The sequence below is a fragment of the Marinicella meishanensis genome (assembly GCF_019931145.1).
Classification (GTDB): Bacteria; Pseudomonadota; Gammaproteobacteria; order Xanthomonadales; family Marinicellaceae; genus Marinicella; species Marinicella meishanensis.
In genome coordinates, this window is sequence record NZ_JAIOUV010000003.1 from 64,715 (window position 1) to 78,102 (window position 13,388).

General features: G+C 53.1%; 9 protein-coding genes. 6 read left to right on the forward strand and 3 right to left on the reverse strand.

Annotated elements, in window-relative coordinates:
- Nucleotides 1-75: 75 nt before the first annotated feature.
- Nucleotides 76-1,488, forward strand: a complete 1,413-nt coding sequence (locus tag K7G70_RS05160) for a M28 family peptidase (protein ID WP_223787544.1) — start codon at nt 76-78, stop codon at nt 1,486-1,488.
- 68 nt (nt 1,489-1,556) lie between these two features.
- Here K7G70_RS05160 and K7G70_RS05165 read toward each other — a convergent pair whose 3' ends face one another.
- Nucleotides 1,557-5,870, reverse strand: a complete 4,314-nt coding sequence (locus tag K7G70_RS05165; protein WP_223787545.1) for a beta strand repeat-containing protein — start codon at nt 5,868-5,870, stop codon at nt 1,557-1,559.
- Nucleotides 5,871-6,086: 216 nt separating this feature from the next.
- Here K7G70_RS05165 and K7G70_RS05170 point away from each other — a divergent pair, with 216 nt between their 5' ends.
- The 3 genes from K7G70_RS05170 to K7G70_RS05180 all read left to right on the forward strand — a co-directional run bounded on the left by K7G70_RS05170 (nt 6,087) and on the right by K7G70_RS05180 (nt 9,029).
- Nucleotides 6,087-6,977, forward strand: coding sequence for a prohibitin family protein (locus tag K7G70_RS05170; RefSeq protein ID WP_223787546.1), 891 nt, complete (start codon nt 6,087-6,089; stop codon nt 6,975-6,977).
- A gap of 65 nt (nt 6,978-7,042) precedes the next feature.
- Nucleotides 7,043-7,522 carry a PH domain-containing protein gene (locus K7G70_RS05175; RefSeq protein WP_223787547.1) on the forward strand — a complete coding sequence of 160 codons (480 nt, stop codon included), beginning with the start codon at nt 7,043-7,045 and terminating at the stop codon, nt 7,520-7,522.
- Nucleotides 7,523-7,526: 4 nt separating this feature from the next.
- A complete protein-coding gene (locus K7G70_RS05180; RefSeq protein ID WP_223787548.1) occupies nt 7,527-9,029 on the forward strand; it encodes a PH domain-containing protein in 1,503 nt (500 codons plus the stop codon).
- A 66-nt stretch (nt 9,030-9,095) separates the two neighbouring features.
- Here K7G70_RS05180 and K7G70_RS05185 read toward each other — a convergent pair whose 3' ends face one another.
- Together K7G70_RS05185 and dut are read right to left on the reverse strand one after the other, a co-directional pair.
- On the reverse strand, nt 9,096-11,507 hold the full coding sequence (locus K7G70_RS05185) for a phosphomannomutase/phosphoglucomutase (RefSeq protein WP_223787549.1): 2,412 nt from the start codon (nt 11,505-11,507) through the stop codon (nt 9,096-9,098).
- Nucleotides 11,507-11,962 carry a dUTP diphosphatase gene (dut, locus tag K7G70_RS05190; RefSeq protein ID WP_348525069.1) on the reverse strand — a complete coding sequence of 152 codons (456 nt, stop codon included), beginning with the start codon at nt 11,960-11,962 and terminating at the stop codon, nt 11,507-11,509. Before dut ends, K7G70_RS05185 begins: the two co-directional genes overlap by 1 nt.
- A gap of 158 nt (nt 11,963-12,120) precedes the next feature.
- On the opposite strand from dut, the gene radC reads away from it, so the two are divergent.
- On the forward strand, nt 12,121-12,780 hold the full coding sequence (gene radC / locus K7G70_RS05195; RefSeq protein WP_223787551.1) for a RadC family protein: 660 nt from the start codon (nt 12,121-12,123) through the stop codon (nt 12,778-12,780).
- Between the two features lie 129 nt (nt 12,781-12,909).
- The gene (locus K7G70_RS05200) at nt 12,910-13,386 is read left to right on the forward strand and encodes a hypothetical protein (protein WP_223787552.1); all 477 of its coding nucleotides are present in this window, start codon (nt 12,910-12,912) and stop codon (nt 13,384-13,386) included.
- The last annotated feature ends 2 nt before the right edge of the window (nt 13,387-13,388 follow it).

A 13,388-nucleotide genomic window follows, 5' to 3' on the forward strand; every position in this document is an offset into this window, starting at 1 on the left:
TTTTGTGCCCCAAAGCATACATGCCACGGGGCTGTTTTGTTACAATCCTGGGCATTGTAGTTAAGAGGGCAGTCCATGAAACCAGGTATTTTGTTGGCGATGATGTTGGTCACCGTTGGTTCGGCACACAGTCATGAAGCAGATGGGGCGTTGTTTGCCCCAGCATTTTTGCAACAAGTGAGCGCATTGCGTGATCACGCTTTGACCGATGGGTTGGCCTATGAGCTGACGGAGTCATTGACCACCGAAGTGGGCCCCCGTTTGGCGGGCAGTCCGGCTGACGCCAAAGCGGTGGCTTGGGGTGAGGCCAAATTCAATGCCCTGGGCTTTGACCGGGTCACTTTGGAGCCTGCCTCGTTCCAACGATGGGTCCGTGGTGAGGAAACCGCAGAAATTTTAGCCCCATATCCACAACCATTGGTGATCACGGCGTTGGGTAAATCCATGCCGACACCCCCAGCTGGAGTCACTGGCGAAGTGGTGCATTTTGCCAGCCTGGCAGATTTGGAAGCGGCTGACCCCGATCAAGTCAAAGGCAAAATCACCTTCATCAGCAACCGCATGTCACGTCATAAAGATGGGTCAGGCTATGGTCAGGCCGTGGGTGCCAGAGGGACCGCTGCCCAAGTCACCGCTGCCAAAGGTGGTATCGGGACTTTGATTCGATCCATTGGTACCGACAGTGACCGTTTACCGCATACGGGCGCCATGAAACATGAGCACGAGGTCCCAACCGTGCCGGCGGCTGCTTTGTCCAATCCCGATGCCGATTTATTGGTCAATATGCTCAAACGCGGCCAGCCAGTCACCATCAAATACCGATTGGGTTCCGAGTTTGGGGGCCAATACACCTCACACAATGTGATTGGTGACATGCTGGGCACCGACCAAGCAGACCAGTACATCGTCATTGGCTGTCATCTGGATTCCTGGGATTTGGGCACCGGTGCGATCGACGATGCGTCGGGTTGTGGCATCACCATGGCAGCGGCCAAATTGATCAAACAACATTTGGGCCCTTTGCGCAAAACCATTCGGGTGGTGTTGTGGGCCAATGAAGAATACGGCTTGTCTGGGGCCAAGGCCTATCACGCCGCCCACCAAGCTGAAATGCAACAGCACATCTTGGGTGGCGAATCTGACTTTGGTGCCGGCCGCATTTACGCCTTGGGCACCCGGGTTGCTGAAAGTGCGTTGCCGATCATTGAACAAATGATGCCATTGCTCAAGCCTTTGGGCATTGAATATGCCAACAACCAAAGCAGCTCAGCACCGGATTTGATCCCATTGCGGGCCGCCGGTATGGCGGTGTTCAGCCTCAAGCAAGATGGCACCGACTATTTTGACTACCACCACACCGCCAATGACACCTTGGATAAAGTGGATCCAGCGGCCCTGGCACAAAATGTGGCCGCCTGGGTCGTGGTGGTGGCATTGGCTGCCCAGACCGAACATGATTTTGGCTTTGGTTTGACCGACCCAAAATAAGCGCAGCAAGCAGTTCAAAAAAAAGCCTGGACAATCTGACCAGGCTTTTTTGTGCTCAGTGGCTCAGATCAACGACGCAGCTGTTGGCGGTATGCCGCCACAGCCAGCATCAACAGGGCCATCAACAACAACATCCATTGACTCAAGGTGGGGACCCGGATGGCCGATGAAATCGGCCCTTCGGTGTCCACCGTTTCGGTGTCAATTTCAGGGTCGGTGATGGTTTCATCCGACACCGCTTGGGCCACGTTGACCACTTGGCCATTGTCGACATCAGACTGTTGTACCACAAAAGTCCCGACCAAGGTACAGGTGCCGCCCACCAGCAGCACCGCACAACTGGTGTTGTTGGGGGTGATCATGTTGTCAGTCACCACCACATTGTTCAAGGTGACGTTACCGACGTTGGTGGCCACGATGGTGAAAGTCAGCGTGTCATTGATGGTCACCGTGCCCGAACCGTCTTCATCGGCATTGCTGGTCAGCGATTTGTCGATGCTCAGGGCCGGATTGGTCGACAGCGGTGTGTTGATCGTGTCTTGAACTGGTGGGGTTTCATCAGAATCTGCCGTACCGGTGTTGCTGATCTGACCGGCATTGACATCCGCTTGTTGCACCACATAGGTTCCGGTTAAGGAGCAAGTGGCCGCCGGAGCCAAAGTGACACAGGTGGTGTTGTTCGGGGTGATCAGGGTGTCGGTCACCGTGACATTATTCAACGTGATGTTACCGGTGTTGGTGGCCACCACGGTGTAAGTCAGGGTGTCGTTCAAACTGATGGTGCCAGAACCATCTTCATCGGCATTGTTGGTCAAAGTTTTGACCACGTCCAAACCGGGATTGCCCACCACCGGAGTCACCAAGGTGTCGGTTTCAGGTCCGGTTTCATTGGAGTTGCCGGTGCCGGTGTTGTTGATCGATCCGTTGAGGATGTCGGCTGCGGTGACCACATAGGTGCCGACTAACACACAGGTGCCGCCGACGGCAACGGTGCCACAATTGATGGTGTTGGGGGTGATCATGGGGTCAGAGGTGGACACATTGTTCAACGGGATGTTACCGGTGTTGGTGGTGGTAATGGTGAAGGTCAGGGTGTCATTCTCAGTGATGGTGCTCGATCCGTCTTCATCGGCATTGCCGGTCAGGGCTTTGCTGACAATCAAGGCCGGAGAGCCCACCACCGGCGTCACCAAGACGTCATTGGCCGGTGGCGTCTCATCTGAATCGCCGGTACCGGTGTTGGTGATGCTGCCATTGGTGACATCGGCTGCGGTGACCACATAGGTGCCGACCAACACACAAGTGCCAGCCGGTGGCACGGTGCCACAGTTGATGGTGTTGGGGGAAATCATCGGATCTGAGGTGGTCATGTTGTTCAACGGAATGTTACCACTGTTGGTTGAGGTCACGGTGAAGGTCAGGGTGTCGCCCTCGGTCACGGTGCCTGAACCGTCTTCATCGGCGTTGTTGGTCAAGGCTTTGACCACGGTCAAATCAGGCGAACCGACGGTCGGCGTGATCAGGGTGTCGGTCACGGGTGGGGTCTCATCAGAATCGCCGGTACCTGTGTTCGAGATCGAACCGTTGGTGATGTCGGCCGCGGTGACCGCATAAGTCCCAACCAACACGCAAGTGCCACCAACTGGCACAGTACCGCAGTTGATGGTGTTCGGCGTGATCATGGGGTCAGAGGTGGACACGTTGTTCAACGGGATGTTACCGGTGTTGGTGGTGGTGATGGTGAAGGTCAGGGTGTCATTTTCGGTGATGGTGCCCGAACCGTCTTCATCGGCGTTGTTGGTCAAGGCTTTGGCCACAGTCAGCGCCGGAGATGGCAAGACTGGGGTCACCACCACGTCATCTACGGGGCCTGTTTCGTCTGAGTTACCGCTGCCAGTGTTGGTGAAATTCCCAGCCAACACGTCGGCGTTGGTGACCACATAGGTACCGACCAGCACACAGGTGCCAGCAGGTGCCACCGTGCCGCAGTTGTTGCTGTTGGGTGTCAACTGGGGATCTGAGGCCGTCAGGTTGTTCAAGGGGATGTTGCCGGTGTTGGTCACGGTGATGGTGAAGGTCAGCGTGTCGCCTTCGGTCACGGTACCCGAACCATCTTCATCGGCGTTGTTGGTCAATTGTTTGTCGGTGGTTAAAGCCGGTGAGCCCACCACAGGGGTGACAACCACATCATCCACCGGGCCGGTTTCGTCCGAGTTGCCGCTGCCGGTGTTGGTAAAATTGCCAGCCATCACATCGGCCAACGTGACCACGTAGGTGCCGACCAGCACACAGGTGCCGGCTGGTGCCACGGTGCCACAGTTGATGCTGTTGGGTATCAATTGAGGATCTGAGGCGGTCATGTTGTTCAAGGGGATGTTGCCGGTGTTGGTCACGGTGATGGTGAAGGTCAGCGTGTCGCCCTCGGTCACGGTGCCGGAGCCGTCTTCATCGGCGTTGTTGGTCAATTGTTTGTTGGTGGTCAAAGCCGGTGAGCCAAACACCGGGGTCATGACCACATCATCCACCGGGCCGGTTTCATCCGAAGTGCCGCTGCCGGTGTTGGTGAAATTGCCAGCCATCACATCGGCCAGCGTGACCTCGTAGGTACCGATCAGCACACAGGTGCCGGCAGGTGCCACCGTGCCGCAGTTGTTGCTGTTGGGTGTCAGTTGCGGGTCTGAGGCCGTCATGTTGTTCAGCGGAAAATCGCCGGTGTTGGTCACGGTGATGGTGAAGGTCAGGGTATCGCCTTCGGTCACGGTGCCAGAGCCGTCTTCATCGGCATTGTTGGTCAACGCCTTGGTGGTGCTCAAAGAGTTGATGGCCCGACACACCGGCAAATCGACCACCGGTGAGGTCACTTCATTGGGTTGTCCAGCAGCACCAATGGTGGCACCATTGGCCATGAATTCGGTCACGGCTGTGGATTGACTGATGCCATTGGCCCCACCGTTGGCCACCGGCGTGCCGGTGCCGCCACTGACTGAGATGACGCCACCGCCACCGCCGCCACCTGGGCCTTCATTTTCATTGCCGATCGGTAATTGATCGCCACCCACACCGCCGTTGGCCGTGAGGTTAACCCCGGCTGCGGTGCTGCTGGCAGAAACCACGATGGTGCCACCGGCCCCACCGCCACCTGGGGCGTCGTTGTTACCGCCGTTGTTGGCGGTGTCAAAGCCGTCTTGGCCATTGACGTTGATGGTTCCGGTACCCGACAAGTTGGTGGTGATCAAATAGACCAAACCGCCGCCGCGGCCACCAGCCCCGGCTCGGCCATTGTTGCCGTCACCGGCCCCACCGCCGCCGCCAAAGAACAAGCGTCCAACATCGTCAAACGGCACGGGTCGTCCACCCAAGCCACCGCGCTCACGTCGCAGGTTACCGCCCCATGCACCACTGCCAGGTGGCAAAGTGAGGGCGTCTTGGTTGCTGGAACCATAGGTGTAGCCACCGCGGCCACCACCAGATGAGGTGCTGGCAGAGGTGATGGTGCCATCGATGTCCCAAGCTGTGCTCCAACCAGCCGGACCATTGTCCGGGTTACCTTGGCCAGTCCAGGCGACGCCGTTGTTGCCATTGGCGCCACCGCCACCACCGCCGTTGTGGGCGTTACCGCCACCACCGCCATTGGCCGGTGCGCCACGGCCATAGCGACCATTGTTGGCATCGTACACCGCCGCAAAACCCAACACACTTTCGCCTTTTTCTGCGCCATTGGCATTGGATGCGCCGCGGTACAAAGTCACATCGGTGCCCGCGCCGGTGGTGACGTTATCAACCACACCACCACGGAAGCCAGCCGCCGCTGCGGTGATGGTGCCGTTGACGGTCAAATTGGTGTTGACATCTATGGCGACCACACCGCCACGCGATCCGTTCCAAGCGGTGGTGGTGATGCTGCCACCGGCATTGACGGTCAGGTTATCAAATTGGGGCACACGAATGACTTGTGTCTGTCCCAGGTTGTAACTGTAAATCAGGCTGTTACCGGTACACAAGTTGCCATTTTCAGCCACCACCACATCGTTGCCAGTGACTGAAATCACTTCGTACAATTCATAACGTCCGGCGTTGCCCAAGTTGAAAGCACCGTAGGTGCTATTGTTGCCGCTGTCAGCAAAAGAGGCCCCTTGCGCCTGGTACAACATAATCAGATCACCGGGGGTCAATGTCGGGGTGGCATAGATGCCGGCGACATCGGTCAGGTCATTGATGTTGCTGACGGTCAAAGTGACGCCGCCAACGGTGTTGACCGCGGTCAAACCGGTGAAGTAATTGACTTGTTGGCTGGCCACAACGGTGAAATCGCCGTCTTTGCCTTTGATGGCCGCAGCCGTTCCGGCCAGCAGCAGCAGGCCCAGTACCCATAATTTTTTCATACACACACTCTTTTTGAATTGAAAAGGATTTTCTGGGTAATGATTATATTTTTCTGTAATGGATTTGCCACACAATTCAGACCAAAGGCGGCTTTTTTACTTGAGTTGTCAATTCACAGCAGCCATCGTCATGAATTGACTGGAATGACTTCAGGCATGAGACAATTTCTGTCAGACTTGCTACAATGATTTACGTTAATTTTAGGAGAGCAGCGTATGAGCCAAAGAATATCTTTTGCCAAATTCATTCCCTTGATCGTGATCGTGATCTTGTTGTTGGTCGGGTCCCGTTTCTGGGTCAGTGTGCCGGCCGGTCACGTCGCCGTCGCCACTTTGTTTGGAGAAGTCCAAGCCAAAACATACAGTGAGGGCTTGAACATCCCAGTTAACCCATTATTGAAGTTTCATGAATTTGATGTGCGTGAGAAAACCCACAAGGAAACCGCCCATGTACCTTCTCAGGATCAGTTACAAACCAAAATTGATGTGTCCGTCCAATATCGTCTGAATGGAGAAATGGCCAACAACATCCTGAAAGATACCGGTAACATTGACAGCATGATCGAAGTGCAATTGGTGCCTAAGTTGCGGTCATTACTGAGGGAGCAAGGTAAAACCATCAAGCGTGCCGAAGACTTTTTCTTGGAGGAAACTCAGGAACAATTGCAGTTGGGTCTCACGGCTGGCTTGTCAGAGTACCTGGCTCCCAAAGGGATCAACGTTTCTGCGGTACTGATCAGGGACATTTCCTTGCCACCTTTCATCACCAAAGCCATCGAAGCCAAAAAAGAACGGGAACAAGAAGTGGAAAAACAAAAAGCCGAATTGGAGCGCTACAAAACCGAACAGCAGCAACTCATTGCCGCTGCCGAAGCCCAGCGTCAAGCGGCAGAAGAAGAGGCGGAAAAACGCCGCTTATTGGCCGATGCCCAAGCCTATGAAATTGAGAAGATCAACACCGCCATTGGCAACAACCCCAATTACGTCAAGTTGCAAGCTTTGGAGGCTTTGAAAGCGATCTCCAAAGATCCGGCATCCAAGATCTATTTCATCGACAGTGATTCAGCGCAACCACTGCCTCTGATGCACATGTCAGACAATAAATAACGGCCAAACAAACACAGGTGGGTCATGACGACCCACCTGTGATTTCAATCAGAACGGAGTCACTCATGCAAACATTTGAAGAAAAACCCTTGCAACCGGCTTATTTGAAGGTGGTGCGCATCAGCACCGCCATCACCTTGTTACTGGTTGCCACCGGCCCGGCGATTTTGGTCACTGCGGTTTCAGGCATTCCATGGTATTGGGTGTTGGCCTGCTATGTGTCGTTTTATGGTTTGTTGTTGGGCTTGTTTTTTTGGTACTGGAAACATTGGTACAAAAGATACCGATATGCCCTGAAAACAGTGGGATTGGGCATCAAGAAAGGGGTTTTCTGGCAGCAGCATGCCATGATCCCCCGCAACCGGGTGCAGCACATCGACATCACCACCGGGCCGATTGAACGGCGTTATGATTTGAGTAAACTGGTGGTGCACACCGCCGGTACCAGCAATGCCTCGGTGACTTTGCCCGGCTTATTACATGATGATGCGGTGGCCTTGCGGCAAGAGTTGATCAACTCCAACCAAAACGAAGACACGGTCTGAGCCCATGGAGTTGAATACCGCAGGATATCGACTGAGTCCGGTTTCCCCACTGTTTCTGTTCATCGAAGCGGTGAAGAAAATGGTCTTTCCGTTATTGATCGGCATCGTCGGCACCAGTGGTGACCGCCAAGACCTGTTCCTCATCGGCATCGCCGCTTTGGCCTCGGTGATCACCATCGTGCAGTTTTGGTTTTATCACTATTGGTTGGAAGCCGACCGCTTGGTGGTCAAACAAGGCATTTTGTTCAAGTCATTGCGCCAGGTGCCCTATGAACGCATTCAGAACCTCAATGTGGAACGCAACTTGCTGCACAAATTGTTTAATGTGGCCACCTTGCAAATCGAATCGGCCTCTGGGGTCAAGCCTGAGGCGGTGATTCGGGTCATCAGTAACGACCAGGTCAAACACATCCAGGACACCATCAAACGCCGAACCGGGCACACCATTGGGGTCCAGGATGACGCGGAGGACAGCGCCGCAGCTGATGCCAGCGCCGCATCAGCCACCGATGACCCAGCGATGTTTCGCATGAGTCACCAGGAGGTGTCCAAGTATGGTTTCATCTCGCACCAGGCCCTGGTGCCGATCGGCATCGTTGGATCAATTCTGTCTCAAAACGATTACTATCGGAGTCAGTTCATCGGTTTCATGCAGAAGTTCATTGGTGATTTGCACGTCGAGTCGTGGGGCTGGTCTCAATGGTTGATCTATGGACTGGGCTTTGCGGTGTTGATGCTGGTGTCCATCTGGCTGTCGTCGATTGCTTTGGCTTTTTTGAAGCTGTACCGGTTTCAGATCAACCGCGTGGATGACAACCTGCATGCCGAGATGGGCTTGTTGACCAAACTCAATGCCAACATCCCGTTGAAACGGATCCAATTAATCAAAATCCGCCATTCACCCTTGCACCGTTATTTCAAGCGGGTCAGCATCAAAATGGAAACCGCTGGCGGGGTGACCGAACAAAGTGGCCTCACCATGCGCTGGATTGCACCGTTGATCGCGGCCAAACAGTGGCCACAACTGTTGTCTCGGGTGCAACCAGAAGTGGATTGGCAAGGTATGGATTGGCAGCCGGTGGCCGCCAGGGCCTGGAAACGGGTGTTCAAGCGCTTGACCTTCTTTGTGTTGTTGCTGTGTGCGCCACTGGTCTACGTTTACCACGGTTGGGGTCTGTTGCCGCTGTTGTTGCTGCCACTGAATTTCTGGTATGCCAAAGCCTTCATCAAACACGCAGCCTATGCCATCAATGATCAGGTGATCGCTTGGCGACAGGGCGTTTTCTTCCACACCATGGGGGTGGTCAAAGTGGGCAAAATTCAGAATCTGTCAGCCCGCCAAACACCGTTTGACCGGCGCAATGGCATGGCCCGCTTATCGGTGGATACGGCCGGTTCCAATCCGGTGACGCAAGACATCAACATCCACTACCTGAACACGGCAGAAGTCCATGCCATGATGACGCGCTTGTCAAGGCAGGTCAGTCAAGTGAAATTCGTTTGGTGATGAACCAACTGGGTGCTGCCTGGCGTTCATCACCGTCAATGGAGGCAAGGCACAACGCGTGGCTGATCAGAACGGCAATTCCAGAGAATCACTGACCGCCAACAATTGGCTCCTGAACTCTTCTTGGATTTGATGCAGCGTGTCCTCATCATCGGCATCAAAACGAATCACCAAGCACGGTGTGGTGTTGGAACATCTGACCAGACCCCAACCACCGGCAAAGTCAGCCCGGATGCCATCAATGGTGGTGATTTTGGCGTCTGGGAATGAAGCCTTTTCAATGAACTTATCCATGAACAGGTAATGTTCACCCTCTTGCATGTGAACTTTCAATTCTGGGGTGTTGACGCTGTTGGGCAAGGTGTCAAACACCTCTTCTGGGGTGCCATCTTCCTGATCGAGAATTTCCAACAAGCGGGCCGCTGCATAAATGCCGTCATCAAAGCCGAACCAACGTTCGTTGAAGAAAAAGTGGCCACTCATTTCACCCGCCAAGGCGGCGTTGGTTTCTTTGAGTTTGGCCTTCATGAAAGAATGACCGGTTTTCCACATGATGGGCATGCCGCCATGTTTGACAATGGACTTGGGCAAGTGACCGGTGCATTTGACATCAAAAATGATGCTTGAACCAGGCTGTCTGGACAACACGTCTTTGGCAAACAACATCAACAGGCGATCGGGGTTGATGATTTCGCCGGCTTTGGTGACCACCCCCAAACGATCGCCGTCACCATCAAAAGCGATGCCGATGTCGGCATCCACCGATTTCAAGGTGGCAATCAGGTCTTGCAGGTTTTCCGGCACGCTGGGATCGGGGTGGTGATTGGGGAAGCTGCCATCCACTTCGCAATGCAGAGGAATCACTTCACAACCAATTTCTTCCAATACCTCAGGCCCCAGTTCTCCAGGGATGCCGTTGCCGCAGTCAACCACCACAGTGGGTTCATTTTCCAATTGTATTTCGGAACTGATGTAATCCACATAATCATCGGCGATGTCCAGTTCTTGGACTGAACCTTGCCCATGTAACAGGTCTTTGTTGGCGATCATGTCATACAGGTTGCTGATCAACTTGCCGGCCAAGGTTTCACCGTCCAGCATGATCTTCAGGCCGTTGTAATCGGCCGGGTTGTGACTGCCAGTCAACATCACCCCAGAACCAGTTTCCAGGTGATGGGTTGAAAAATACAGCACCCCGGTGGGAACCGCGCCAATGTTGATCACATCACAGCCACTGCGGGCAATGCCTTTGATCAAAGCTTCCAACAGGGCAGGGCCGGACAAGCGACCGTCTCTGGCCACCACGATGCTCTTGCGACCGCGGTTGAGGTTCTCTGAACCAATGGCATGACCGATTTGTTCCACGGCACTGACCGTTAGGGTCTTGTCGACAATACCCCGAATGTCATAGGCTTTGAAGATGGACTTGTCTGGCAATGGCATGTCTTCCAATGCAGCCGCTGCGTCACCGCCTGATTCAGTGTTTTTGTCATCCAATTGAGCGGTGCCGCTGGATTTTTTGACGCTGGGGGTATGCACATAAACTTTTTCTTCTTTGGCGGCGGCTTTTTTCTGGTTGATGATGACCAAAGCTTCTTTGCGCTTGAGGTAGGTCAGATAGGCCAGGGCCAGGGAGCACAACAGCGCGATGGCACTGCCAGTGAACGACAAATTAAACAAGCCACTGTAATTTTTTTCCACCGCATAAGTCACATAAAAGGGTGAATTGGGGATCGGGATTTCTTGGTTGTTGCGGGCGGCATTGGGATCGACCTGGCCCCATTTTTGTAACACCACACTGCTGTATGCGCCTGATTTCTGCACTAAGGCCAATTCACTGCGATCAAATTCCAGCCTTTGCGGTTTGATGATCAATTCAACCGGATAGCTGACCACCACATAGGTGTCATTGGGCTTTTGGATGTAAACAAAATTCAGGTACTGGTTGCGTTGACCGTATAAGTGAATTTCAGGCTGTGGTTCTTGTTGGGTTTCACTGGTTTGTTTGATCATGTCCAGGGTGGCAAAGTTGATCCCTGGGAATTCAGTGGTGGGTTCGATCTGATCCACCGGTTCGGTGATTTTGACCACCCGCAGGGTGTCCTCGGTGTTGGCTTCGATCAAACCAACGATGTCATCGGCATCGGGGTTGTGCGCGATGATGGCACCAGCGCGGTCCCTGATGTTGTTGGTGGCTTGTTCTATCTGAGTGGCCAGTCGTTCACTTTGGCTCTCCAAGTGAGACAAGGCACGGCGCTCAAAAATATTGTCTTTTAACAGATAACCAAACAACAAACTGGCAATCACTGCCAAGGCATAACAACTGGTCCACAGGTATTCATCACCAAAGTCTATCAGTGGTTTTTTCTTTTTTTTGCTGTCTTCTTGTTGCGCTTCGTCTTCAGAAGTCGACTTGTCAGCCTTGGCCGACGGGTTCTTTTTTTGCTTGAATGAAGCAACTAATTTGTTTAAATCCATTAACTGACTCCTGTGTGCCCAAAGCCGCCTTCTCCGCGGTGTGAATGATCAAATGATGTCACTGGGTTGAACGCCACTTGGACCACCGGCACAAACACCAACTGAGCCAAACGAGCCCCTCGACTCAGCACAAAGTCTTGGCCAGATCGATTCCAACAAGAGACATACAATTGACCTTGGTAATCAGAGTCAATCAGCCCCACCAAATTGCCCAACACGATGCCGTGTTTGTGACCCATACCAGAGCGGGGCAAAATGACGGCTGCCAATCCCGGATCGGCGATGTGAATGGCCAGTCCAGTGGGGATTAATTCGGTTTGACCGGCGGCAATGGTCATGTCTTCAGTCACACAAGCCCGTAAATCCAAGCCGGCAGAACCACTGGTGCCATAGTCTGGGGTGCCGAATTCATCGACAAACGCCTGATCCAAAATTTTCAAATCAATTGACTTCATCAAAGGGTGAAATTGAATTAAAAAGTGATTGTAAACCACTGTGACAAAAATCTCCAATGTTATGAATTCCTACCACCCAGTCAGAATCAATTGACTGCAAAATCAGAGACCTGCGCTTAACATCAACATTTTTTGTCACATCCATGATGGAGCAGAACATGTCCCATGCCCTCAAACCCCGGGAAAAGTTGGTGACCCTCGGTGCCCAGGCCCTCAGCGATGAGGAGTTGTTGGCGATTTTTTTGCGCATTGGGGTGCGTGGGAAAACGGTCACTGAACTGGCGGCTGACCTGCTGCGGCATTTTGGCGGTGTCAGCCAGGTACTGGCTGCCACCTTGGGCCAATTCGAGGCCATTCATGGCTTGGGTTTGGCCAAATATGCGCAACTGCAGGCGGCCCATGAATTGGTCAAACGCGCCATCAATGAACAATTCGCTTCAGACACCAGCTTTGCCAATCCAGGCGCCGTGGATCAATTCCTCAAAGCCAATTTTGAATGTTGCCAATATGAACGCTTTGCCGCCTTGTTTTTGAACAGCAAAAACCATTTATTGAAATTTGAATACCTGTTCAATGGCAGCATCAATTCGGCTCAGGTGTATCCGCGCACGGTGGCCCAGCATTGTTTGAAACTCAATGCCGCAGCGGTGATCTTTGCCCACAACCACCCCTCGGGTGATCTCAAGCCATCAACCGCTGACATTGAACTGACCCAACGCTTGCGACAAACCCTGGCATTGATTGATGTCAAAGTGCTGGATCATTTTGTGGTCAATGCGCGCCAAACATTTTCCATGGCGGCCCATCAAATGATATGAATTGAAGTGCTTTTTTGCTATGCTATGGCGTGAACAAAATATAGCAAATGATGGACAGTGTTTGGAAATCGATTAAATCCAGTCGCCCGAGCTGAAAAATACATACAGAAAGGTAATTACAAAAAGGCCATGAAAATTTTGGCCAATACCTTCAAAAAATACCCCAACAGCCTGGATTTGGCCCGATTGCGATTTGAGTATGGCAAATACATTCCCTTTGATGACTACCATCACCAAGCCGCCAAAGACTATTTCAATTTGCAGATGCAATTTGATGTCTCGGGCGAGAAAATTCACAGTGATTTCGTCAAGTACATGACCACCACCCAGGGGCGCATTCAACTGGATGACGAAACCCTGGTGCGTTTGTCGGTGGTGTTTGCCGCCAATGGCTTTGAAAACAATGCGGTCTACATCATCAACAACATGATCCGCAAGGAATGTGAATTACCCGAATTCATTGACGCCCTGGTGGCGATCATCAATTACCTGGAAGAAAAAGGGGCTGGCAAGAAAACCGCCAGTTACAAAAACTACCTCAAATGGCACTACCCTGACCACGAAATGACGCAATACATCTTGTCTCGTGGCAAGGAAACGGGCTGAGC